20 protein-coding genes are annotated in these 24,574 nt (G+C 40.4%); 10 read left to right on the forward strand and 10 right to left on the reverse strand.

Translation table 11 applies throughout. The annotated features are described in order from the left end of the window. Nucleotides 1-24 precede the first annotated feature (24 nt). Together T501_RS06590 and fdhF are read left to right on the forward strand one after the other, a co-directional pair. Nucleotides 25-1,857, forward strand: coding sequence for an NAD(P)-binding protein (locus tag T501_RS06590; RefSeq protein WP_044913920.1), 1,833 nt, complete (start codon nt 25-27; stop codon nt 1,855-1,857). After that, nucleotides 1,854-4,553 carry a formate dehydrogenase subunit alpha gene (fdhF, locus tag T501_RS06595; RefSeq protein ID WP_044913921.1) on the forward strand — a complete coding sequence of 900 codons (2,700 nt, stop codon included), beginning with the start codon at nt 1,854-1,856 and terminating at the stop codon, nt 4,551-4,553. The genes T501_RS06590 and fdhF overlap by 4 nt, the downstream gene beginning before the upstream one ends. A 36-nt stretch (nt 4,554-4,589) precedes the next feature. On the opposite strand, the gene mobA is transcribed toward fdhF, so the two are convergent. The 3 genes from mobA to T501_RS06610 are packed head-to-tail and all read right to left on the reverse strand — an operon-like array spanning nt 4,590 to nt 6,234. Beyond that, nucleotides 4,590-5,219, reverse strand: a complete 630-nt coding sequence (gene mobA / locus T501_RS06600; protein WP_044913922.1) for a molybdenum cofactor guanylyltransferase — start codon at nt 5,217-5,219, stop codon at nt 4,590-4,592. After that, nucleotides 5,216-5,683, reverse strand: coding sequence for a hypothetical protein (locus tag T501_RS06605; protein WP_044913923.1), 468 nt, complete (start codon nt 5,681-5,683; stop codon nt 5,216-5,218). The genes mobA and T501_RS06605 overlap by 4 nt, the downstream gene beginning before the upstream one ends. Beyond that, the gene (locus T501_RS06610) at nt 5,680-6,234 is read right to left on the reverse strand and encodes a hypothetical protein (protein WP_044913924.1); all 555 of its coding nucleotides are present in this window, start codon (nt 6,232-6,234) and stop codon (nt 5,680-5,682) included. The genes T501_RS06605 and T501_RS06610 overlap by 4 nt, the downstream gene beginning before the upstream one ends. Nucleotides 6,235-7,115: 881 nt before the next feature. On the opposite strand from T501_RS06610, the gene T501_RS06615 reads away from it, so the two are divergent. Continuing rightward, on the forward strand, nt 7,116-7,388 hold the full coding sequence (locus tag T501_RS06615) for a hypothetical protein (RefSeq protein WP_044913925.1): 273 nt from the start codon (nt 7,116-7,118) through the stop codon (nt 7,386-7,388). A 115-nt stretch (nt 7,389-7,503) separates the two neighbouring features. Next, nucleotides 7,504-8,853, forward strand: a complete 1,350-nt coding sequence (locus T501_RS06620) for an MATE family efflux transporter (protein WP_044913926.1) — start codon at nt 7,504-7,506, stop codon at nt 8,851-8,853. A gap of 45 nt (nt 8,854-8,898) precedes the next feature. On the opposite strand, the gene T501_RS06625 is transcribed toward T501_RS06620, so the two are convergent. Together T501_RS06625 and T501_RS06630 are read right to left on the reverse strand one after the other, a co-directional pair. After that, nucleotides 8,899-10,614 carry a sensor histidine kinase gene (locus T501_RS06625; RefSeq protein WP_155994800.1) on the reverse strand — a complete coding sequence of 572 codons (1,716 nt, stop codon included), beginning with the start codon at nt 10,612-10,614 and terminating at the stop codon, nt 8,899-8,901. Then, nucleotides 10,601-11,353 (reverse strand): response regulator transcription factor, encoded by a 753-nt coding sequence (locus T501_RS06630; RefSeq protein ID WP_044913928.1) that lies wholly within the window; start codon nt 11,351-11,353, stop codon nt 10,601-10,603. The genes T501_RS06625 and T501_RS06630 overlap by 14 nt, the downstream gene beginning before the upstream one ends. Before the next feature lie 206 nt (nt 11,354-11,559). Between T501_RS06630 and T501_RS06635 the strand changes: the two genes are divergently transcribed. The 4 genes from T501_RS06635 to T501_RS06650 are packed head-to-tail and all read left to right on the forward strand — an operon-like array spanning nt 11,560 to nt 17,594. Further along, the gene (locus T501_RS06635) at nt 11,560-13,311 is read left to right on the forward strand and encodes an extracellular solute-binding protein (protein WP_044913929.1); all 1,752 of its coding nucleotides are present in this window, start codon (nt 11,560-11,562) and stop codon (nt 13,309-13,311) included. 22 nt (nt 13,312-13,333) lie between these two features. Continuing rightward, nucleotides 13,334-14,245 carry an ABC transporter permease gene (locus T501_RS06640; protein ID WP_081675348.1) on the forward strand — a complete coding sequence of 304 codons (912 nt, stop codon included), beginning with the start codon at nt 13,334-13,336 and terminating at the stop codon, nt 14,243-14,245. 14 nt (nt 14,246-14,259) lie between these two features. After that, nucleotides 14,260-15,147, forward strand: coding sequence for a carbohydrate ABC transporter permease (locus T501_RS06645; protein ID WP_044913930.1), 888 nt, complete (start codon nt 14,260-14,262; stop codon nt 15,145-15,147). Between the two features lie 14 nt (nt 15,148-15,161). Beyond that, entirely contained in the window at nt 15,162-17,594 is a 2,433-nt protein-coding gene (locus T501_RS06650) for a glycoside hydrolase family 31 protein (protein ID WP_044913931.1), read from the forward strand. Nucleotides 17,595-17,666: 72 nt separating this feature from the next. Here the strand turns inward: T501_RS06650 and T501_RS22495 are convergent, their stop codons facing one another. The 5 genes from T501_RS22495 to T501_RS06675 all read right to left on the reverse strand — a co-directional run bounded on the left by T501_RS22495 (nt 17,667) and on the right by T501_RS06675 (nt 22,550). Then, the gene (locus tag T501_RS22495; protein WP_044913932.1) at nt 17,667-18,728 is read right to left on the reverse strand and encodes an ABC transporter substrate-binding protein; all 1,062 of its coding nucleotides are present in this window, start codon (nt 18,726-18,728) and stop codon (nt 17,667-17,669) included. Nucleotides 18,729-18,733: 5 nt separating this feature from the next. Further along, nucleotides 18,734-19,510 carry an ABC transporter permease gene (locus T501_RS22500; RefSeq protein ID WP_044913933.1) on the reverse strand — a complete coding sequence of 259 codons (777 nt, stop codon included), beginning with the start codon at nt 19,508-19,510 and terminating at the stop codon, nt 18,734-18,736. Then, nucleotides 19,507-20,337, reverse strand: coding sequence for an ABC transporter permease (locus T501_RS06665; protein WP_026511378.1), 831 nt, complete (start codon nt 20,335-20,337; stop codon nt 19,507-19,509). The genes T501_RS22500 and T501_RS06665 overlap by 4 nt, the downstream gene beginning before the upstream one ends. Then, a complete protein-coding gene (locus tag T501_RS06670) occupies nt 20,324-21,397 on the reverse strand; it encodes an ABC transporter ATP-binding protein (protein WP_044913934.1) in 1,074 nt (357 codons plus the stop codon). The genes T501_RS06665 and T501_RS06670 overlap by 14 nt, the downstream gene beginning before the upstream one ends. A 103-nt stretch (nt 21,398-21,500) precedes the next feature. Continuing rightward, the gene (locus T501_RS06675) at nt 21,501-22,550 is read right to left on the reverse strand and encodes an ATP-binding protein (protein WP_044913935.1); all 1,050 of its coding nucleotides are present in this window, start codon (nt 22,548-22,550) and stop codon (nt 21,501-21,503) included. Nucleotides 22,551-22,765: 215 nt separating this feature from the next. Here T501_RS06675 and T501_RS06680 point away from each other — a divergent pair, with 215 nt between their 5' ends. Further along, complete coding sequence (locus tag T501_RS06680) at nt 22,766-23,311, forward strand: prolyl-tRNA synthetase associated domain-containing protein (protein ID WP_044913936.1); 546 nt, start codon at nt 22,766-22,768, stop codon at nt 23,309-23,311. A 246-nt stretch (nt 23,312-23,557) separates the two neighbouring features. After that, a complete protein-coding gene (locus T501_RS06685) occupies nt 23,558-24,361 on the forward strand; it encodes a Cof-type HAD-IIB family hydrolase (RefSeq protein ID WP_044913937.1) in 804 nt (267 codons plus the stop codon). Nucleotides 24,362-24,574: the final 213 nt, after the last annotated feature.

The raw sequence follows: 24,574 nt of genomic DNA on the forward strand, positions 1-24,574 counted from the left end.
AAATTAAGTGTCTGAGGGGGCATTATGCGAAAACTGAGTAAAAAGGGTAACATGAATGACAGAATTGATACTGTTCTGCGTAAAGTCAGGGGAAGGATGACATCCTATCCACCGGGTATGTGTCCTCTTACGCTTTACAGATCGATACTTCAGATATCCATGAACCAGTCCTGCGGAAAATGTGTGCCCTGCAGGGATGGCCTTGTTGAGGTATATGACCTTTTAAATCAGATAATAAACGGTGATGCGACATTTGCAACTTTAGACGAAATTGAAGATAAGTGCAAAATGATCGCGGAGACATCCGACTGCGCGGTAGGTGTTGTCGGTGCAAATATGATTCTTGAGTCACTTTCGGAATTTGAGGATGAGTACAGGAGTCATATTGAGAGAAGAAGATGTATTGAAAACACAAGTCAGACTATTCCCTGTGTGACTTTGTGCCCTGCCCATGTGGACGTGCCGGGGTATATTGCCATGATTAAGGAAGAGGATTACGAGGGAGCCATCAAGGTGATCCGTGACAGGAATCCTCTGCCAACAGCCTGCGCAATGATCTGTGAACATCCATGTGAGAGGAAATGTCGCAGATCGCTCATCGATGATCCCATTAATATAAGAGGTTTAAAAAAATATGCGGTAGACAGCGTAGCTGCAGATAAAGTTCCCACACCTGAGCCGGGTGCAGCTACAGGCAAAACAATCGGAATTGTCGGTGGTGGACCTTCGGGACTTACTGCGGCTTATTTTTTGTCGCTAATGGGTCATGAAGTGCATATATATGAGGAGCACGAAAAGCTCGGTGGAATGCTCAGATATGGAATTCCTGAGTACAGACTTCCCAAGGAGAGGCTCGATCAGGATATAAATGCGATTATAAATGCTGGAAATATCAAGGTTTCCAACAATACTAAAATTGGAAAGGATATTTCATTTGAAGAACTAAGAGAGAGGCATGACGCTTTATACATAGGTATCGGAGCACAGATTGGAAACAGGATGCCTGTGGACGGGGCTGATGCCGAGAATGTGATCCCGGCTGCTGATTTTTTACAGAAGGTGGCATTGGGAGAAAAGATAGATCTTACAGGGAAAAAGGTTGTTCTTATCGGTGGCGGAAATGTGGCCATGGATGCTGCCCGAACCGCAGCGCGTCTTAATGCTGAAAGCATACACGTTTTTACAAGAAAAAGAGATGACTATACAGCCCTTCAAAGTGAGATTGAAGCTGCAATGCAGGAAGGAGTGCGGTTTAGAACGCTGCTTAGCTTCTTGAATATAGAAGCAGATAAAGAGACAAATCAGGTCAAAGCGGTATGGCTCCAGCCTGAGATAGTGGCAGAGTATGATAATTTGGGGATGATGACTACAGAACATTCGAGTAATTATCCTTACCGCTTTTTGTGCGATTATCTGATACTTGGAGTAGGACAGAGAAGTGATGCAGAGTGCTTCGAGAAGGCTGGCATCCCTGTTGAAAGAGGAAGGCTAAAGGCCGATGAAATGTGCATGATAAAGGATACGCCCGGAGTCTTTTCAGGCGGAGACTGCGTCACAGGTCCATCTACTGCAATAAATGCCATTGCGGCAGGACAGGTGGCGGCATTCAACATAGATGAATATCTTGGATATCATCACACGGTAAGACTGGAAGCAAGTATTCCTCCTGCTTTGCCGAATCCATGTATACCAACAGGCCGGGCAGAGATTGAGGAGAAGGATCCCTTTGAGAGGCGGGAGAATTTTGATCATGTGGAGCTTCCTATGACCTATGAAGAGGCTATGCGTGAGTCAGGAAGATGCCTTAGATGCGATCACTACGGCTGCGGCGCTATGGAAGGAGGCAGGGGAGAATGATTAGTCTTATTATCAACGGGCAGACATGCCGGACTAAAGAAGGACGAACAATTCTGGAAGCTGCCGGAGAAAATGGTTTTCATATTCCTACCTTATGTTACCTGAAAGGGATAAATGGCATAGGGTCATGTCGTATGTGTGTGGTTGAAGTGGAGGGGTACGAGAGACTTCTTGCTGCCTGTAACACCAGAGTCAGGGAAGGGATGGTCATCATCACGGATTCACCCAAGCTGACAGATTACAGAAGGAGAATGCTAAAGCTTCTTCTTTCCAATCACAATCTTGATTGTATGAGCTGCGCTGCCAATGGAAAATGTGAGCTGCAGAAGTTGTGTAATGAATACGGAGTAGAGCGGGCTGATCACGAAGGAAGTCGCGTGAACATAGAAAAGAAGCTTCCTTACATGGATGCCAATCCTTACATCAGTTATGATCCCAGTAAATGCATTCATTGTCAGAGATGCATCAGTATATGCCACAGAATCGTCTGCAATGGATCAATTAAGAGCGGAAGACTTGGTAATTACCATATTGTTGAAGCTCCTTTTGGAGATGATTACAAATATACCGGATGTGAGAGCTGTGGCAATTGTGCATCGGTATGCCCAACCGGAGCTTTGATTCTGAAAAGAGAAAAAGACTACAGGGAGTGGGAGGTAAAAAAGGTACTGACTACCTGTCCTCACTGCGCAACAGGATGCCAGTTATACCTTGTGGTTAAGGATAACAGGATAGTAAATGTGGGATCTGCGGACGGCTCGGCTAATCATAAGAGACTTTGTGTTAAGGGAAGAAATGCAAGCTTCGATTTTGTTCAAGCTGAAGATCGTTTGAAAAAGCCACTGATTAAAGACAAAAATACCGGAAGTTTTAGAGAAGTAAGCTGGGATGAGGCTATTTCTTATACTGCCAGGCGTTTCATGGAAATACGGGATAAGTATGGAAGTGAGAGCCTTGCCGGTTTTGCCTGCTCCAGATCTACAAATGAAGATGTATATATGCTTCAGAAGATGGTGAGGTGCTGCTTTGGTACTAACACCACGGATAATTGCGCAAGAGTCTGCCATTCAGCATCAGTTACAGGACTTGCCAAGACTCTGGGGTCGGGTGCCATGACTAATCCCATCCATGATATAACCCACGATGTGGATGTTATTATGCTGGTGGGTTCTAATCCTGAGGAGGCGCACCCTGTTGTGGGAATGCAGATAAGGCAGGCGGTAAAGCGCGGAACGAAGCTCATTGTGGTAGATCCAAGAGAAATAGGACTTGCCAGACAGGCTGACATTCATATAAAGCTCCGACCGGGAACAAACGTTGCATTTGCCAATGGAATGATGAATGTAATGATAAATGAAGACCTCATAGATCATGATTACATAGATAAAAATGTGGAAGGTTTCGAAGAGCTGAAAGCTCTTGTAATGAAATATACACCGGAAAAGGTTGCAGAGATTTGTCACATTGATAAGGATATGCTCATCGAGGCTGCCAGAATGTATGCCACTGCCGGGAAGGCACCTATAATCTACTGTCTGGGTGTGACCGAACATTCAACAGGGACAGAAGGTGTTATGAGCATGTCGAACATGGCGGTTCTGTGCGGAAAAATCGGACGCGAGGGATGCGGTGTTAATCCTCTGCGTGGTCAGAACAATGTACAGGGTGCCTGTGATATGGGAGCCATGTCCACAGATTATCCGGGATATCAGAAGGTCGATAATGAACAGGCCCGCCTGAAATTTGAAAAGGCCTGGGGAGTAAGTCTCAATCCTAATCAGGGACTTCGTGCAACAGAGGTTTTCCCTGCTGCAATTGAAGGAAAAATAAAAGGTTTATTCATATGTGGCGAGGATCCGATGGTTTCTGACCCTGATACCACGCATATTATTAAAGCTCTTGAGAGTATGGAGTTTATTGTTGTTCAGGATCTTTTTATGACAAAAACGGCAAGGTATGCGGATGTAATATTGCCGGCTAAAAGCTTTGCAGAAAAGGAAGGAACTTTTACAAACACAGAAAGAAGAATACAGAGAGTAAGGAAGGCCGTCACTTTGGAAGGAGAAATGAGGGCTGATACTGATATCATAATCGACCTTATGAACGCCATGGGTTACAAGCAGCCATACCTTACGCCCTCACAGATAATGGATGAGATTGCAGAGCTAACCCCCAGTTATCACGGAGTAAGCTATGAACGGCTGGATGCGGGTGAGAATCTTCAATGGCCTTGCCCTGAAAAAGATCATCCGGGTACGCCAATTATGCATGTGGGACATCCTGTGCGTGGAAAGGCGTTGTTATATCCTGCGGAATTTAAGGGAGCCAAGGAACTTCCTGACGAGGAGTATCCGTTCATTCTTATGACTGGACGAATTCTTTATCATTATAATGCGTTCAGTATGACTTCCCGTTCAAAGGGGCTTATGGAAATAGAGGGAGAGGGCTATATTGAACTAAATTATAAGGATGCTGATAAGCTTGGAGTTAAAACCGGAGACATGGTAGCTGTAAGCAGCAGAAGAGGAACGATTGAAGCGAAGGCGAGAGTAGGAAGAAAAGTATCACAGGGTGAAACCTGGATGCCTTTCCATTTCCCGGATTCTCCTGTAAATATGATAACCAACGCAGCTCTTGACGAGTACGCAAGGATTCCGGAGTACAAGGTATGCGCAGTTAAGCTGGAGAAGAGATGAGCATAATCTGATAATGACAGAAAGTAGGCTGCATATTTATTTTTCATTAGGAAAAATATGCAAAATCTGCTCATAGTCCTCAGGAGTATTGCAGTTTAGCAGTTCGTAAGGATTACCATGAAAATCATAATACTGGCAATCAAGTCTTTCAAGGAGGGCTCTGATTGCCAGTTTTTTATTGTCTATAAGCTCTTTGCACAAATCTGCATGGGAGGTGTTATAAACACCGATAAGAGGCTCAGGGTGACCATTATATGTCAAAACGGTGGCATCGGGATTATTGTCCAGATGTGCAGCAAGTAGCATGTTTAAGGTATCTTCTGAGAGAAGGGGTATATCAACACTCATAACCAGGGCGCAGCTATGTTTGCATTTGAGGAAACAGGAATATAGCCCGCCCATTGGACCAAGGTCCGGGATAAGGTCAGAAACCTGACTGACGTATGGACTCTGGTGGGGGTCAGCAAGGGAATCTGAGCCGGGCGGTGTCAAGGCGTTAGCAGAGTGGAAATTTTTTCCAGATACAATGATGTCATCGCATCCAAGGTTTTCAAGCTTCTCTATCTGAATTTCAAGCAGAATCCTCCCGCCAAGGAGGAGCTTTGACTTATCAGTTTTCATGCGGCTGCTTTTGCCGCCTGCAAGTATTATTCCGCTGAAATTCATTTTTTTAACTCTATCCTCGCAACATCCTTAACCTGGCGTTTAGAATTACTGTCACCAAAAACAACCAGTTTGATTTTTAATGCACCTGCATCATCTGTAGAACTTGTAAGATATGCGACTCCGTCTGAAGAAATCTCAGCTGCTGTTAATTCAGCAGAGTATTCATCAGTGGAAACGATTTTTGCCACAGAAAAATCATCTAACGTAATATCAGCAAGATTAAGGACGCTAAGAAGCGTCACTCCGGTATCTGATATTACGTTTTCTTTGCCTTTTCCGTTAATGGTTGTGCCCTGAACATCAACGGCCGGGGCCTTAAACGGGTCTACCGAAATATCTTTTCCTTCGTATGTAATGGTAAGAGATCCGGGGGCGGACGCAGTTCGACTGGGCAGATAAATGACTGTGAAAACTGTAGTTATTAGCAAAAGTACAATGACGATAATGAGATTACTTTTTTTCATTGGATTTCCTTTTCTGATAATATGACAGGTTTAAGGCGTTTCACCAGCTGGGCAGCCAGAAGTCCGCAGATGGAGCCGCTTGTACCTGAAACACATGCATATAATATAAGTACAATTCCGGTCAGCCGGAATACCAGAAAATTGGCGGTCAGACTTGCAGTGATTGAAGCTGCGATGGATGAAATCATGATGCCCAAAGACATATCTTTTGCAGTTTTTCTCGTGATAAAAAGGACCATATCGACTGTAAGCCCCGGCAGAATATATCCCACAGGCGCCAGTAGTCCCATGCTTCCTGTCATCCCAAAGCATAGTGCCAAAACGCTTTGCACTATCGCCATGAGGGTTCCGCAGCCAAAAGCAGGTATCATGGATGCGGCAATAATAAGGAACATAAGAGAACAACTGGTGGCGATACCACCCGGTATATGCAGGAACTCTGTGATCACATTGGCTGCCGGTGATATGAGTTTTTTGGCAAAAAGACCAAGATCGCAGCATAGCGCCATAAAAATATAGACTCTCAGTTTTGACCGGATTTCTGTTTTCATAAATAAAATCCTTTCAGTTGTTGTAGGCGGAAACCCACTTGCTTTAGCAGGTGGGAGGAGCCTTGTAAATTGTTATACACAAACATATGTGCTATAATATACTTAGCAACAGGTTCCAAGAGAAAACCGTTAGGTGTGTTGCTCGCCAAAGGCACTCTTTGTACATTGGTAAGTATATATGAGGTTGCCGCCCAAAGTCTTGCGACGGCGTAAAATATACTCAAGCATCCGCGTTTACTGTACGGCATGGGAATATGCAGTCCGTGAGGTCTGCGTACAGAGTACCTGATACAGTTGTATAAGAGCATATCTCTTATACAAAGGGTGTTGTCAATCACCCTGTTAATGCGACACCACGGAAGTTACACCGTATTAAAGGTAGGAGTCGTAGACGTACTACTGGGTAGTCGCAAGCCACGTACCTTTAGGTGCGTGGTAGTTGACAAGCGTAACTCCTTATGTCATTTGGACCTGCAAAAAACGGTAAAACAGAATACTTTCTATAACATATTATATCAGTCATTTATATTATTGTCCTTTTTCATTTTGTGTTTCATATAATCGATAAATGCCATCACGCGCATATTATTAGAATTTTATTGAAATTTAATTCCTTGATTACGAAATGCAATAAATTACATGCTATTATTTAAATTACGATAGGATGGTATCTTTTATGGGAACAATGAAGAAGCATGATGTAAAAGAACAGAAGCCAGCTCATTGTATTCCTGATATAGGTTGTGTCAGTGATGTTGACGAGAGAAAACAACTGTGTTAGCATGAAGCATATTAAATATTAGTAGGACTGAGCAATTGGTCACGGTAAGGAAATCCATAATCCATTCGGGTTATGGATTTTTTTTAAAAGGAAAGTGAAAATGCACAACGAATTATTTGAAAATGAATCAATCCCCAAGGCTTATATGAAAATGGCGCTTCCTGTGGTAATGGGAATGGTAATAACTTTGGTTTACCCTCAAGCATTACAAACCTTATGCAGACAGGGTGTGGTATTCCTGCCGATGATAATTCTGCTTTCAAGCTTCCTTGGATTAAACGGAATAATTGCAACCCAATTTATTTCTGATTTATTGACTACCGTTATAGCGTTTATTCTATTAAAATGTAATATATTGAATGAAAACCGATAATTGGGCTGTTTGGGGATACTTGCATAAATTCAATCGTTATGAGTTTCAAGCGTTTGCGGGAAAAAGAGGTAGGACAGACAGAGGGATAAAATAATAACAATTCACGGGAGGACTTATGGGAAGATTTTTTAAGGATAAAGTATTCTATGAGAAACTTGTGCGACTGACATTACCGATAGCATTTCAGAGTCTTATGCTGGCAGCGGTGGCAGCTGCGGATGCTATTATGCTTGGAAGGATAGAACAGGACCAGATGGCGGCAGTATCGCTGGCTACGCAGGTTCAGTTTATTCAGAACATGATACTGACTGCAGCCACAGTTGCAGGCTCCATACTGGGAGCACAGTATTACGGCAAAAGTGATAAAGACACCATAAACAAAATCTTCGCCATGATGATAAGAACTGTGGGCGTTGTATCGATAGCATTTGCGGTGGCATGCCTTTGCATACCTGAGCTTCTAATGAAAATCTTTGCCAGTGACCAGAATCTGATAAATATCGGTGCTTCATACCTCAGAATTGCAGGTTGGTCATACTTCATTACAGGAATAGCAGAGTGCTATCTTACAATTATGAAGGTTACAGACCATGTATTTAGAAGTGCTCTTATCAGCACCGTTACAGTGGTGATAAATGTAATATTAAACTCGGTATTTATTTTTGGATTGTTCGGACTTCCGGCGATGGGAGCACAGGGTGCTGCACTTGCGACACTTATTGCAAGAATAATCGAGATTATTTGGGCAATTGGATCAACATATCAGCGTGGTTTCCTCAAACCCAAATATAGCTATCTGTTCAGGACCTTCCCGGGATTGAGGATGGATTTTATCAAAGTGGCTCTGCCACTTCTTGGTGGTGGACTTTTCTGGGGAGTTGGATTTACATCCTATACAGCAATAATGGGACATCTTGGAAGCGACGCAGCTGCAGCCAATTCCATTGCTGCCGTAGTAAGAGATCTGTTCTGCTGTATGTGTAACGGAATCAGCAGCGCCGGCGGCATTATGGTTGGAAATGAGCTGGGTGCAGGAAAACTGGATAAGGGAAAAGAGTACGGTATTCGTCTTGCAAAAATCTCATTTGTTATTGGATTTCTTAGTACCGCACTTGTACTGCTTGTAACTGCTCCGGTTGTAAAATTCATGATACTTACAGATACAGCCAGGAATTATCTGATCGGAATGATGGTGGTTATGGCGATATACATGATTGGTCGCTGCGTAAACACAATAATAATAAACGGGATTTTCAGCGCAGGAGGAGACACGATGTTTGATGTTTACAGTCTTGCGGTTTGCATGTGGGGAATAGCCATTCCTGTGGCATTTCTTGGTGCCTTTGTATTCCACTGGCCTGTGGTTGCTGTCTACGCCTGCACATGTCTTGATGAAGTGGGCAAAATCCCGTGGGTTATGCTGCACTTTAGAAAATACAAGTGGGTGAAGGATCTGACAAGATAACAATTAGTATGACCTGATATTAGGTTAGCTTGAGAATGAAAGTATTTAGTTTAAAGGCAGCTTTATGGTAGCTGTTGTGCCAATCCCCATCTCGCTTTCATAGGAAATGCCATATTCCTGACCAAAATAGAGCTTTATACGCTGGTCAACGTTTCTGATACCGTAGCCCTTTGTTTCTGCTGTCAGAATGTTGTCCAGCGTATTTTTGTCCATACCACAGCCATTGTCTTTCACGGTAATGAGTATATTTTCATCATCCCTTTTTATGCTGATATAAAGCTTTCCAATATAGTCTTCTTTATCGTTGTATCTTATGCCGTGAACAATGGAATTTTCAACAAGAGGCTGAATTATCAGGTTGATGACTCTGCAGCCAAACAAGGATTCATCGACATCATAACTGAATACGAAGGAGTCTGAGTGGAGCATCCTCTGTATCTCCAGATATGATAAAGTATTTCTCCATTCATCTGCCAATTTGGTTGTATTGTGCCCTTTATTCAGGGTAGTTCTGTAAAAAGTGGACAGTTGAAGCGCAATGCTGCTGATCTCAGACTGATCCGCCTGTATAGCTTTACTGTTTATCATGGACAGACAGTTGTACAGAAAATGAGGATTTATCTGAGATTGTAGCATTTGAAGCCTATATTCCTGCTTCGCAAGTTTATTAATATATAGCTCGTGAATGGTGTTTTCGAGACGTCTTGCCATGTTATCAAAAGCGCTTATGAGTTTGGCTATTTCATCATTGTTTTTGCTTTTTACGGTTACTGTGAAGTTATCAGCCTGAATCTGATCCATATTGTTTGCGAGCTTTTCAAGAGGCTCTACCAGATGCTTGGATAGAACCACACCAAGGTAGATCATGGAAACTATACATAAAGCAATCATTCCCATGATGACAAGAATAAATGAATTGGCGGTACTTGTTATAAATTTCTGCGGTCTGAAAACAATGATATTCCAGCCGTGGGAATCTTCTGTAGAGATTTCTCTAAAATATCCGGAACCTGCATTTTTACCAAGTGTCTGCTCCAAATTCTGTTCAAAGAATAATTCGGAGGGAGCATTAGAAAAAGTGGAATAGTCAAAAATAAGCTGTCCCACACTGTCATATATGCCAATCGCATAATCATCCTCAAATAATGTTTTATAGGAAGAAAACGCATAGTCGTAGGACAACGTGATAGTCATGATATTATTATAAAAACGGCAGGGAACAAGATATACCAATAAGAATTTGCTGCTGTTTTTATCGAATATGTAGAAGGGTTTTTGGGCTGAGAGAGCATCAGAATACCAGCTATACTCCTGGAGGTCTGACAGTTGTTTAAGTGTGGTCCCGTGGGGATACAGGTTGGTCTCTGTATAAAGAGTTATCCCCTCAATCTCAGGATGCATGGCCTGTATCATAAGAAATTTAGAGTCAAAAACCTCAGTATTTGCAAGGAACATCTCATAGTTACTGCCATATTTTTTGTCCACAGCTGATTGAATGGCTTCATCCCAGGCAAGGGTAGTTATGATACTTTCCTGAAGAGACAGATAATGACTTAAAGAAGATGATGCCTGATCCAGAACATTATTGATATTATTCTTTTCCTGAGAAACCAGAAGCCTTCTGGACTGTATAGTACAGAAGGCTCCTAATAGTATTACAGGAATCAGACTAACCACAAAACATATTATCTGAATTTTATTTCTGAATTTAAGGTTTTGATACCAGGACATACCGCTTATCATAATCTCAGTTTTCTCCACTTCTTACTTTTTCAGGTGTTTTCCCAAAATGATCACGGAAGCTTTTTACAAAATAGGAGTCATTTTTAAAGCCTACACTGATTCCAATATCAGCAATTTTCATATTGGTGGTCAGAAGCATCTCTCTGGCTTTTTCCATGCGGACATTTTTGATATATTTGTTGATTCCGCAGCCGGTCTCTGCTTTAAATATTGTGCTCAGATAGCTTGTGTTTAAGTAGACCATTTCAGCAAGGCTGTTTAGTGATATATCTTTATAGTAATTGGCTTTAATATATTTTTTTACAAGCTCAACGGAATGCTTGCCGCCGTCAGTTCCGCTTATTTTTGTTTCCGGCAGCTCTTTCTTTTGGCTTGCGTTATCAAGGAGTTTCAAGGTGCTGTCCATGGTTGCCTCGAACTCTTTTGGATCTAATGGTTTTAACATATAATTACATGCATGAACAGACAGAGCAGCTTTTGCATATGAAAAATTATCGTAGCAGCTAAAAAAAAGTATCGGCAGTTCGTCATTGCCTTCACGCGCCTTTTTAGCAAGGTCAATACCACTTACGAATGGCATTTCTATATCTGTAAGAAGAACATCAATCGGAGTGCCGCCAAGTATATCAAGAGCCTGCTTGCCATTTGATGCGTGGAGTACATTAAAAGTTTCCATAAGTCCCAGCTTTTGCAGCAGGAAAATTACAAGATCATATTCATTTTTTTCATCCTCAGCAATCAGCATATTATAGGACATATGTGCATTCCTCCGAAATTAAAACGATTTTACAAAATTCATTATATCAATAAAAAAAGGAAGCACAATCTGTAAAATAAAATGTCCTAAAAAAATGATACAAATCCAAAAAATTTTATATATAATCCATAAAAATCGAATGCTACTATATCTGTGTCGATACATTAGCTAATGGGGAACAAAAAACAAGTAAAAGGGAGAATGTTATGTTAATGAGAAGGGCAAAAAGAATAATATCCTGTGCCGTACTCTCAACAGCAGTACTTACAATGACTGCTTGCGGAAACACAGGTGGGGACACAAATTCTGCTTCGGAAACACAGGTAGCTCAGGATAATACACAAAGTAATGACAATAAGGAAAATGCTTCTTCAAATGGGGATGAGGCAGCATTTAAAGGATTTGAGCCATATGAGGATGAGCTAAATATTCATATCGGAAGACTGGCTTCACAGCACACAGTATCCACACTTCTTCCGGGAGATACTCTTGAGGATAATCCTTATACCAGATATGTGACAGATAATCTCAACATTACATTTACAGATGAGATTGAAGCAGCAGATGAGGATTATAAGAACAATATAGCGCTTGCAACATCAAGTGGAGATATCCCGGAGATGTTTACGGTTACAAGCTATGACACTCTGGTTGATCTTGTAGAAAGCGATCTGCTTTGCGATTTAACAGATGTATACAATGAATACGCCAGTGATTATATAAAGAAGATCTACGATTCCTTCGAGGGAAGAGGTCTTGATATGGTTACCTTTGACGGTAAGCTGATGGCTCTTCCGGGAACCAATGCTGATAATGGTGTTCCTACACTTTGCTGGATAAGAAAAGACTGGCTTGACAAGCTGAATATCAACCCTGATGAGGACGGGGATCTGTGCGTTAGCTATGAAGAAATTGCAGATGTAGCAAGAGCTTTCGTAAAGGAAGATGTTTCTGGTAAGGGAACAATCGGTATCGCTATGAGTGATGGCATCGGTGATGCTGAGTGGATTGCCAATGCAAATGGCGGATTTGTAGGAAAATGGCTTGATAACGGTGATGGAACAATCTCATGGTCTACATTATCAGATGCAAACAAGAAGAGTTGGGAAATCTTACACCAGTGGTTTGAAGAGGGAATTCTTGATCCTCAGTTTGGTACAAGAACCTATGAGGATGTTACAGCTCTTTTGATTGATAATAAGTGCGGTATCGCATTTGGCGCATGGCATATGCCTGACTGGAGATTTTCACATGTTAAGGATGCCAATCCGGAGGCTGAGTACATTGCTTACACAATTAAGGATTCAACAGGCAAGGTAAATCTTGCGCATGAAAATCCGACCAATAACTTCATTGTTGTAAGAAAAGACTACGAGCATCCTGAAGCTGCAGTAAAGATCCAAAATGTACTTTTTGATGAGCTTGTACATGAAACTCTTGATACAGCACCGGAAGTAATGTCATTTGTCCAGAACGGCGGTGATAACTTCACAAAGCCTGTACAGATCGAATGTCTGCCTTCTACAACCAAAGATGTTTACTTTAATGAGCATCAGGCTGTTCTCAAGGGAGAGCTTAAGCCCGAGGATACATCGACAGCAGAGAACAAGAACAGCTCATCTATCATGCTTGAGTACTTGAAGGATCCTGAAAATGTAACAGAAGAAACACGTACAGGATGGTCATTCTATAATTCAAGAATCGTAGGTCTTGGTGCAGCCATCGACGGACTTAATAAAAATGGTAATGCCAACTGGGTATCACCCCTTTATCCACCGACACTTGAAGCAATGGAGCAGAAAAAAGCTGCTCTGGATACTCTTGAGCTTAAGGCATATATCCAGATTGTAACAGGTGAGCAGCCTATCGAATACTTCGAACAGTATAAGCAGGATTGGATGGATTACGGTGGTGCTGATATCATTGCAGAAATGGAAGAGTACTACGCTAACAAATAAATAAAATACGGGTGAGTGCAATATGGCAAAGAATAATACTGCTAGTAAGATTAAAACTAAAAATATTGCCTCAGAAGTGTTCTATCAGTGCATGATGTTACCGGGCATGGTATTCGTTATATTATTTAACCTCGTGCCTATGCTTGGTATCATCATGGCATTTCAGGATTTTAAGCCCGCGAAGGGATTTCTGGGATCCAAGTTCGTCGGTCTTAAGCATTACATCTATCTTTTTCAAATTCCCGATGGATTTAACATATTCAGAAATACGCTGGTTATCGCAGTCGGCAAGATTGTGATAGGAACGCTTATGGCAATAGCTTTTTCAATTTTGTTAAACGAAATAAAACATGTATGGCTGAAAAAAGGTGTTCAGACAGTTGTTTATCTACCTCACTTCCTGTCCTGGGTAATTCTTGCAACAGCCATTAAAAATCTCTTCAGGCTTGATGGATTTGTAAATGCAGTACTCGGAACAGGAGTCAACTTTTTAGGCAGCAATTCCTTTTTCCAACCTCTGCTGATAGGAAGTGATGTTTGGAAGGAATTTGGCTATAATTCCGTAGTCTATCTGGCGGCTCTTACTGCAATAGATCCGGGTCTCCATGAAGCTGCAAAAATCGATGGTGCAAACTGGTGGGACAGAGTGATTCACGTAACCCTGCCCGGAATGCGCTCTGTCATAATACTTATGTGCGCCATGAGCCTTGGAAGTATACTAAATGCCGGCTTTGATCAGGTTTATAACCTTTATACTGCGCCGGTTTATGAGACAGGTGATATTATTGACACCTATGTGTACAGGGTAGGTCTTACTTCAATGCAATATAGTTTTGCAACGGCTATAGGACTTTTGAAATCAGTTATAGCCTTTGTGCTTATGATGCTTGCTAATCATCTGGCTAAGAAATATACAGACAGTAAAATATTCTGAGAAGGAAAATACATATGAATACAAAGAAAATAGCTGGAAAAACCGGTATTATCTGCATCTATGGAATTGTAGTTTTCCTGGGGCTTTGCTGTCTTTTGCCGTTGTGGTATATCGTGGCAATATCATTTTCAAAAGCCTCTGCTGTAGAAGGAAATATGGTATCACTGATACCAATAGGATTTAATACAGTGGCCTACGAGGAAATTCTTACAGATGCTCAATATTGGAGATCCTTTTTAATATCTATTCTGCGCGTAATTCTGGCGGTCATCATTAACCTTTCCCTGACAGTCAGCATGGCTTACGCGCTTACCAAGAACAATAAACAGTTCCACGGAAGAGATATTTATATGAACATTCTTATTTTTGCCATGCTCTTTAATGGCGGAATGATTCCGACATTTTTGGCGATAAAAAAGTATCATCTGCTAAATACTATATGGGCATTGGTACTTCCGGGAGCTGTTCCGATTTTTAATGTAATACTGCTGATGAATTTCTTCCTCGGAATACCAAAGTCTCTGGAGGAAGCAGCAGTCCTTGACGGTGCAAATCCGCTGCAGGTTCTCACCAGGGTATATATTCCCTGCTCTGTGCCGGTTCTTGCAACGGTAACACTTTTTAGTATCGTAGGCAGTTGGAATGATTTCTATAGCGGACTTATATACATCACAAGAATAGAGAACTATCCGCTTATGACTTATATTCAGAGCCTGACCATAAACATGGAAGAGATAGTAAAGCACGGTACAATGGAAGACATTATCAGGGCTTCGCAGGTATCCGAGCAGAACCTGAATGCTGCTAAAATCGTAGTGGCTGTTATTCCGCTAATGCTCATTTATCCGTTTTTACAAAAGTACTTTATAACAGGAATCGTAATAGGTTCGGTTAAGGAATAAGTTGGAGGACTAAGATGAATAAAACACTGAACATTACGAGACATCCTGTTTCAAAACCGGAGAATGTAATATGCCAGGGAAATTACAGGATTACGATTTTAACTGAAAGACTCATAAGATTTGAATACAGTAAAGATCAGGTATTTGAAGACAGAGCAACGCAGGTTGTGCTAAACAGAGATTTTCCAAAGGTGTCTTTTAGTCTGAATAAGACTTCTGAAAGGATTGAGATTAAGACAAGATATCTTCATCTTTATTATGATAAAAAGGAGCCTGGTGAAACAGGGCTTCAGGTAGAAATAAAGGACAGTAAAACATCTCATGTCGGTCACTGGTACTATGGGAAAAAAGCTCAAATGGCGGGTAACCTTGGCGGAACAATAAGAACTCTCGATGAAGTAAATGGAAGTTGTCCAATCGATGCAGGTCTTGTTTCAAAAGACGGTTGGGGTCTTCATGATGATTCAACATCGCTTGTTATTACGGAAGATGGCTGGGTAGCTCTGCGTGAGCATGCGGAAACAGATTTGTATCTGTTTGGATATGGTAGTGATTATAAGGGATGCCTGCATGATTTCTATACTCTTACAGGCAAAACGCCAATGCTTCCCAGATTCGTACTTGGTAACTGGTGGAGCAGATATTATGAATACTCTGAAAAAAGCTACAGAGAGCTTATGGAGCGATTTGATGATGAAGGAATACCTTTTTCTGTAGCAGTAATAGATATGGACTGGCATCTTGTTGATATTGATCCTAAGTATGGAAGCGGCTGGACCGGATTTTCCTGGAACAAGAAGCTTTTTCCTGATCCCCCGAAATTCATGAAATATCTGCATGACAGAGGTATGAAAGTCACGCTGAATCTCCATCCTGCTGATGGGATAAGAGCTTACGAGGACTGTTATCACGATATAGCAGAAAAAATGGGAGTAGATATTCAAAACCAGGAGACCGTTGAATTTGATGCTGCAAACTCCAGGTTCATAGAAAATTATCTGGAGTATGTTTGTCATCCCCATGAAAAAGACGGAGTTGATTTTTGGTGGATAGACTGGCAGCAAGGCACAAAAACGGGACTAAAAGGGCTTGATCCTCTCTGGATATTAAATCACTATCATTATCTCGATAGTGGAAGGAATGGTTTGCGGCCTCTTACTTTTTCAAGATATGCAGGACCCGGATCCCACAGATATCCTATAGGATTTTCAGGAGATACAGTTGTAACCTGGGAATCACTGCAGTTTCAGCCCTATTTTACAGCTACAGCCTCAAATATAGGTTATGGCTGGTGGAGTCATGATATAGGCGGTCACACTCATGGTTATAAGGATGATCAGCTGGAATGCAGATGGTATCAGTTTGGTGTCTTTTCACCTATCATGCGACTTCATTCGGAAAAAAATGAATTCAATGGAAAAGAACCCTGGCGCTTTAGAAAAGATATAAGCGAAATAATGAAGAGATTCCTTAGGTTAAGGCATGAGTTGTTGCCATATCTTTATACCATGAATTACAGGGCATATAAATTTGATGAGCCAATCATACAGCCTTTGTACTATAACATTATGCCGGATGAGGCCTTTGAGCAGGCATACGAACAAGTAAAAAATGAGTATTATTTTGGAACAGAAATGATAGTAAGCCCTGTGACAAGTAAGTGTATCAAAGGCATAAATGTGGCAAAGACCACAACATACCTGCCGGAAGGTAATTACTATGATTTCTTTACAGATGTCATATACTCAGGAGGCAGAAACATAGACTGTTACCGCACCCTGGAATCGATACCTCTGTTTGTACCGGAGGGAGGAATCATTCCAATGACGGACAAAATAGGAACTAAGGATGTAACTACTAATCCGGATTCACTTGTAATTCATGCTTATGCAGGAAAAAATGGCAGCTTCACAATGTATGAAGATGACAATGTAAGTATGGGTTATGTGGATGGAGATGCTGTATTTACAGAATTTATCCTGAAGTGGTCTGATGAAAAGAGTTTTACCATCAAGGCTCCAACAGGTAATATCAGTCTTCTTCCCAAGAAGAGAGATTACCGAATTGTAATTCATGGCGCAGATATGAGTAAGTACAAGGGTGGTCTCCAAAGTTATGTTACCGTATCTGATGGAAGTACTCCAATAGGTGCGGAGATTTCCTACAATGAAAAGCTTAATCAGCTTATTGTAAACATGCCTGAGTGTAGTTTGGATAAGGATATAACCATTACGATTCCTGCTGACATCTGCTTAAAGAAGAATGCTGTAAAAAGTGTAATATTTGATTTTCTTAATCAGGCTGAAATTTCTTTTGCTCTTAAAAACGATATTTACTGGGCTGTAGATAACGGCGATACTCCGGATCAGATTATGGAGAGCCTTGAGCAAATGAATATTGAAAACGATCTTTATAAAGCGATATACGAAATAATATACAGTTCGTAAAAAAAACTGATGCCAGGAGTCTGTTTAGATTCCTGGCATTTCCATTTCAAAAGAAATTCTGGTTTTAAATCCTTAATCAGCGGATTTAACTTTCATCCATTCATTTGAATAGAGCTTATCGGTTTCTTCACCGAGATACTGATAAGCCTCAACATTCATAGTAGAAAGATCAGGGAAAGCAACCTTTGAGTTCTTGATATCTTCATCTTCGATGTTTTCCTGAGCTTCGGTATTGGGAGTGGAGTAGGTGATGTACTCAAAGTTCTTAAGAGCAATATCACCGCGGCACATAAAATCAATCCATTTTTCAGCATTGGAAACATGCTTGGATCCCTTGGTAATAACCCAGGAATCAATCCATACATTGGTGCCTTCCTTTGGAACAACATACTCAAGATTAGGATTTTCTCTAGCGGTATAAATTGCTTCGCCGGAGTAGATTACTCCAAGAGCGGCTTCTTCACCGATCATTTTATCCCTTACCTGATCAATTACATATGCCTGAACAAGTGGTTTTTGTGCAATAAGATCCTCTGTCGCTTTTGAAACTTCAGCAGGATCTTTAGAATTAAGTGAATAACCGTTTTTGATAAGAGCCACCATGTAAGCATCTCTTACTGAATCCTGCATAAGTATCTGACCTTTGTATTTTTCATCCCAAAGGATATCCCAGCTGTCAACAACATCATCTACCATGGTCTTGTTATAGAGGATTCCGACTGTTCCCCAGCAATAGGGAATGGAGTACTTATTCTCAGGATCAAAATCTTTTGAAGTCTCAAAATACTGCTGACCAATATTTTTGACATTTGGAATATTGTCAAAGTTAAGGGGCTGAATCATGTCATTTTCAATGAGCTTCTGAATCATGTAATCGGATGGGCAGATAACATCATAGGCTGAAGTATCTTGTGCAAGCTTTGCGTACATGATCTCATTGTTTTCGAACATGTCGTAGATTACATCGATACCGGTCTCATTTTCAAATTCCTTTATTACATCTTCATCTATGTACTCGCCCCAGTTGTAGACATAAAGTTTGTTGTTTGAATCAGTTTTCTCTGACCCGCAGCCTGCTAAAGCAGCACAAGTTATCATGACAACAAGTGCCACTGAAATCAGTTTCTTTTTCATAATGATCATTTCTCCCTGGCAATATTATTCTGAGCTCTGTCAATCACAAGAAGAAGAACAAGCACAACTACAAATATTATAGCAGATAATGCGTATATTTCCGGCTGGATACCTCTTTTAACCTCGTTATATATTAGAGTTGATACGGTCTCGAATCCTGAACCTTTGGTAAAGTATGTGATGATAAAGTCATCGATTGACATGGTAAATGCCATAAGTGCACCTGATATTATGCCGGGAACAAGATCTGGAAATATTGTTTTAAAAAAGCCATAAACAGGTGTGGCTCCAAGATCCAGAGCTGCTTCATATACATAAAAATTTAAATTCTTTATCCTTGGCAGAACACTTAACATGACAAAAGGAATATCAAAGGTTATATGTGCCAACAGGATAGTAGAGAACCCTGAGCTTAAGTGAAGAAATCTGAACAGAAGCATCAGGGAAATACCTGTTACAATATCCGCATTGATCATCGGAATATTGGTCACTGCAGTTATTGCAGACCTGAATTTCGAACTTAACCCAATCATTGCAATACAGGTGGCCGTACCAATAATTGTTGAAAGAATCGTTGCCAGCACTGCGATTGAAAGGGTATTAACAAGGGCACTGGCTATCGCTTCATCGGAAAAAAGCTCTATATACCAATTAAGAGTAAAACCTCCCCATTTTGCCCTTGACTTACTGGAGTTGAAGGACAGCACAATGAGTGCAATAATTGGCGCATACATGAATACCAAAAGGAGAGCAAGATAAACTCTTTTAAGAATTTTCTTCATGCCAGTGTACCTCCTTCAGTATCAGTGATGTTCTCAACTATCATATTCAGAATTATAAAGATCATGAGAACTATTGAAAGTCCACTTCCCAAATGCCAGTCATAGAGCTGGGTAAACTGCTGCTCTATAATATTTCCGATAAGAAGTATCTTGGATCCGCCAAGCATTGACGAGATAGCAAAGGTCGTAAGGGCGGGAATAAATACCATTGTAATTCCGCTGATGATTCCAGGAAGTGACAATGGGAATATTATGCGCAAAAAGGTCTGGAAGGTTCCTGCCCCTAAGTCTCTTGCAGCATTTATTACATTATCATCAATCCTGCTAAGTGCATTATAGATAGGCAATATCATAAATGGCAGGAAGTTATAGACCATACCAAGCACAATGGCTGATGGTGTATTGATAATGTTAATAGTAGGCAGATGCAAAAAAGTCAGTACTGCATTAATAACACCTTTTCCCTCAAGAAGAGTCATCCAGGTAAGCGTTCTTAGAAGGAAATTCATCCACATTGGTAAGATAAAAAGTGTTACAAGATAAGTGTTTCTTGTGAGCTTCATGGACGTTAGTATCATACCAAGCGGATATGCCAAAACAAGGCAGATAGCAGTGCTTATGAGTGCAAGGTTAACAGATTTTATCAACGCTTTAAAATATCCGTATTCTGCAATCGTTGCTACGTTCTCAAATGTAAAGCCACCCTGATCATCTGTAAGTCCATAATAGAAAACCATTGCCAGGGGCACCAGAATAAATATCACTGCCCAGGCAAGATAGGGGGATGCAATTAGAGGAGCAGTTTTTGAGTTTTTAAACAGTTTCACTTATGGCCTCCTCATCCTCAGACTCAGGAACATTCATGATCTGAATATTATAAGGATCTACCTTTATACCAACCTGTGTTCCGACTTCCGAAAGCTTTGTGGAATGTACAAGCCACTCAAAGCCACCTGCTTCCACATCCATCTCGTAGTGTACACCCTTAAAGGTGAGATCGGTTACAACGCCGCTAATCGTACCTTCGGAGGGAGCTACAAGCTCAACGTCCTCAGGACGAATTACTACATCTACAGGCTTATTTTCACCAAAGCCCTTATCAACACAGGCAAATTTTGAGCCAAGAATCTCTACAAGCTCATCCCTGATCATAGTAGAGCGGATAATATTGCTGTCACCGATAAAGTCAGCCACAAAGGCATTCTCCGGTTCATTATAGATGGTCTCAGGTGAGCCTTCCTGCTGTATATATCCCTGATTCATAACCACAATGTGGTCAGACATGGTAAGTGCCTCTTCCTGATCATGCGTTACATAAATGAAAGTGATTCCAAGCTCTTCCTTAAGCCTTTTAAGCTCGTACTGCATATCCTGACGCATTTTAAGGTCAAGAGCGCCAAGAGGCTCATCCAGCAAAAGAACTTTAGGCTCATTTACAATAGCCCTTGCTATGGCAATTCTTTGCTGCTGTCCGCCTGAGAGTGAGTCAGGCTTACGCTTTTCATACCCCTCAAGGTTAACCAGCTTAAGAGCATATTTTATTTTATCTTTAATATAGCTCTCGGGCTTATTTTTTATCCTTAGACCAAAGGCTATATTTTCTTCTATGTTCATATGAGTAAAAAGAGCATACTTCTGGAATACAGTATTGAGCTGTCGCTTATTTGGAGCAAGATTAGTAATATCCTTTCCATCAAAGATAACCCGGCCCTGTTCAGGCTTTTCAAAACCGCCTATTATCCTTAAGGTGGTGGTTTTTCCACAACCGGAAGGTCCAAGAAGAGTTACAAAAGAATTTTCATAGATATGAAGGTTCAGGTCATCCAAAATCACCTGTCCGTCATAAGATTTTGTAATATGTTCAAGAGTTATAAGGTCCTTCCCCATTTTTGTCTTCTCCCGTTAATAAAATAAATACAATTAAATTTATTATACACAGTTTATAAAAATATAATAGAAGTCTAAAACTCCCATCCTGGAATTAGTATAATCATTGCCAAATATCTCTATTAGCAATATATTCTCTAAATCGAGGGAGCTTTAGTACTATTTTCCCGCGTATACTACCATCTATTACGCCTTTTTCGATAAGGCGCTTTCTTGGTTCACTCCAATCACTATGACTTTTCTTTGTGATTTCAAGTAACTCAGCTGCATCCATAGCATCTTTCTCAGCTATAAATCGCACATACCACTGGTCTTTAGGGGTAAGCTCACTCCAGATCTTGTCATATACCTTTTGAGCTAAAACATCGTCAACTTTTGCAAGTACTAAAGGAGTGATTGTCTTACATTTTTCATCCCACATATATTTGCCAAATGCCTGATAAGCAAATGCATATCCTTTTGTTAAAACTGCAAGTTCATACGCAACATCATCTGACAGACCAAGTGTCTGCTTATAGTCTTCCTTAATAACTCCTATATTAAGTGGAGTCATCTCATATTTGGTTGCGCGCAAAAAGAAAGTCAGCCCGTCTGTATTCTCAATACTTTCAATATCTTCATAAAGGCCTGCTATTATCAGAAATATAGGAAGATTTCGCCTTATAAGTATTTGGAATTCCTGTATAAAATCCACTAAAGCATCGGTTTTTCTGGCTTCATCTATTACAACTAAAATACGTTTGTTCCTTTTTTCCAGCTCCGCCAATATTTTCTCCAGAGCTACATCTAAACTCGCTACCGGACTTTTTTTTGAAAGGCTTATACCTATACCAAAAGCAGTAAGATTTAAGTTCACATCTATAAAGTCTGTAATAAAAGCTACATCCGTGTAGAGTTTAGCGATAAGATCATTTGTAATATCTGCTCCGGGTTTTAAATCGACGATAATCCAATCCTTTTCTTCAGCCAGAGCCTTCTCTATTGCTGTAAGCGTGACTGTCTTACCGGTTCCTCTGATACCGGTCATTTTAAATGCCTGCTCATCAACTACATCACTATTAAATGTTGTTGTAATCTCATCAATTATTACGTCCCTGCTGATATATTGAGTAGGAATACGACCAAAACTGATTGCATAAGGATTTTTGTTCATCAAAAACACTCCATGTATAAAACACTATAATTAATAATGTTGACTATAATATCATATAATACACTATAATTTTTCTATACCACTATAATACAATATAAAATTATATAATTCAATGTGTTTAGATATATAAGAAGAGAGTGTAAAATATAGTTTGTTTGTTATAATTCCGGATATAGCAAAACCGGCGTTTATGGAGGAGGAAATAAGAATCAGTTATGGAAATATTTAATGGAAGACCTCAGCAAACTGAAGGTCGCTTGGATAGAGAAATAAGAGTTTATGAGTGTCTGGATCAGCTTGGGATAGATTTTAAGAGAGTTGATCATGAACCGGCTACAACTATGGAAGCCTGTGAGAAAATTGATAAAGCACTTGGTACGCTCATGTGCAAGAATCTGTTTCTTTGTAACAGGCAAAAGACAAAGTTTTATCTTTTGCTCATGCCCGGGGACAAGAAGTTCAAGACAAAAGAGCTTTCAAGTCAGATAGGTTCTGCCAGATTGTCTTTTGCAGATGCTGAGGATATGCTCAAATATCTTGATATAGAGCCCGGTGCTGTTAGCGTTATGGGACTTATGAAAGACAAGGATAATGAGGTTCAGCTTCTGATAGATGAGGATGTAAAAGCGGGTGAGTTTATTGGCTGTCATCCATGTGTCTGCACATCCAGCATGAAGATAGAGACATCAGATATACTTAATAAATTCCTGCCGGCTACAGGACATGAGCCACAGATAGTACATCTTGTGGGAGAAGATTGATAGATATAATTTGTTTCCATAAAACCTTTTATTCCGGTAGCACTTGGAATATTTATGATCCCTTAGACTATCTGCTGCATACTGGTAATATTTCGGATGACTTTTGATAATTTGGGCTGGACAGGACCCAGATATGATGATTACACTAGTGTATGTTATAAAGTATCAGAACGAACCGGCTGAAGCCGGATATAGCTTACCATCAGATGGTGAGGTGATAATGAAATAAGAATTCGGAGATATATAATGGACTACAAGGCTATCTTTTTTGATATTGACGGAACACTTCTTGATAGTGAACATAAAATGCTACCAAGTACAAAACAAGTGATAGACTCATTGCAAAAAAATAATATAAAGTTTGCGATAGTAACTGCAAGGGGGCCATTTGGGGTGAGACCGTTATTCAAAAAATATGGCTTTGTATGTCCCATGATATGCTACAGTGGAGCACTAATCATTGATGAATACAACAATATTTTAAAGTCAGAAGGAATATCAGCAGAAGTTACCACTAAAGTTATTTCTTATATAGAATCTTGTAGAATTAATTGCACATGGAATATCTATGCTGAAGAAATGTGGATAGTTAACCATATAAATGACAGACGAATCAGAACTGAGGAAGAGATCATAGATGCTAAATCTACAGAAGGTAGTGTAAGTATTCTTGAAAAAAGTGTTCCTGTGGGAAAAATCTGGTGCATGTTTGACAGTAATAATCTTGATGAAATAATATGTGGAATAAAACAAAGATTCTCTGATTTAAGCATATGCAGGGTAGACGCTACATCAATTGAAATCACGGCTAATGGAGTCACAAAGGGGAGTGGAGTTCGTTACCTTTGCGATAAATGGAGAATTACGACAGATAAGACAATAGCATTTGGTGATCATTATAATGATGAGCAAATGCTAAGGACGGTGGGACTTCCTTTTATCATGGGGAATGCTCCTGCTGATTTAAAGGAGAGGTTTTTGAATATTACAAAAAGTAATGATGATGATGGAATATATTATGGATTAAGAACGATAGGATTAGATTTCTGAGATTATTCAGGAATCTTTTTTTATATATTAGGAAATTCCTCCGAATTCCCTAATATATAAAAACGCTCCGCTATGGATGCGCACTCGCGCGCATGGTAATTGTTGCATAAATGCAACCGCGCTCGGCGCGAGCATGTTGCAAGCAACATGCTTTTTTTTCATATAGCTCCCGTTGGATTTTATATAAGTGATAAAAAAATGTATAATAAAATA

This window comes from Butyrivibrio sp. WCE2006 (genome assembly GCF_000701985.1).
Lineage (GTDB): Bacteria > Bacillota > Clostridia > Lachnospirales > Lachnospiraceae > Butyrivibrio.

Coding starts and splice junctions, on each gene's coding strand:
- T501_RS06680 (WP_044913936.1), top strand. CDS start 22,766: ATGGAAATATTTAATGGAAGACCTCAGCAAACTGAAGGTCGCTTGGAT.
- T501_RS06635 (WP_044913929.1), top strand. CDS start 11,560: ATGTTAATGAGAAGGGCAAAAAGAATAATATCCTGTGCCGTACTCTCA.
- T501_RS06675 (WP_044913935.1), bottom strand. CDS start 22,550: ATGAACAAAAATCCTTATGCAATCAGTTTTGGTCGTATTCCTACTCAA.
- T501_RS06605 (WP_044913923.1), bottom strand. CDS start 5,683: ATGAAAAAAAGTAATCTCATTATCGTCATTGTACTTTTGCTAATAACT.
- T501_RS06670 (WP_044913934.1), bottom strand. CDS start 21,397: ATGGGGAAGGACCTTATAACTCTTGAACATATTACAAAATCTTATGAC.
- T501_RS06620 (WP_044913926.1), top strand. CDS start 7,504: ATGGGAAGATTTTTTAAGGATAAAGTATTCTATGAGAAACTTGTGCGA.
- T501_RS06615 (WP_044913925.1), top strand. CDS start 7,116: ATGCACAACGAATTATTTGAAAATGAATCAATCCCCAAGGCTTATATG.
- T501_RS06650 (WP_044913931.1), top strand. CDS start 15,162: ATGAATAAAACACTGAACATTACGAGACATCCTGTTTCAAAACCGGAG.
- T501_RS06630 (WP_044913928.1), bottom strand. CDS start 11,353: ATGTCCTATAATATGCTGATTGCTGAGGATGAAAAAAATGAATATGAT.
- T501_RS06610 (WP_044913924.1), bottom strand. CDS start 6,234: ATGAAAACAGAAATCCGGTCAAAACTGAGAGTCTATATTTTTATGGCG.
- mobA (WP_044913922.1), bottom strand. CDS start 5,219: ATGAATTTCAGCGGAATAATACTTGCAGGCGGCAAAAGCAGCCGCATG.
- T501_RS22495 (WP_044913932.1), bottom strand. CDS start 18,728: ATGAAAAAGAAACTGATTTCAGTGGCACTTGTTGTCATGATAACTTGT.
- T501_RS06645 (WP_044913930.1), top strand. CDS start 14,260: ATGAATACAAAGAAAATAGCTGGAAAAACCGGTATTATCTGCATCTAT.
- T501_RS22500 (WP_044913933.1), bottom strand. CDS start 19,510: ATGAAGAAAATTCTTAAAAGAGTTTATCTTGCTCTCCTTTTGGTATTC.
- fdhF (WP_044913921.1), top strand. CDS start 1,854: ATGATTAGTCTTATTATCAACGGGCAGACATGCCGGACTAAAGAAGGA.
- T501_RS06640 (WP_081675348.1), top strand. CDS start 13,334: ATGGCAAAGAATAATACTGCTAGTAAGATTAAAACTAAAAATATTGCC.
- T501_RS06685 (WP_044913937.1), top strand. CDS start 23,558: ATGGACTACAAGGCTATCTTTTTTGATATTGACGGAACACTTCTTGAT.
- T501_RS06590 (WP_044913920.1), top strand. CDS start 25: ATGCGAAAACTGAGTAAAAAGGGTAACATGAATGACAGAATTGATACT.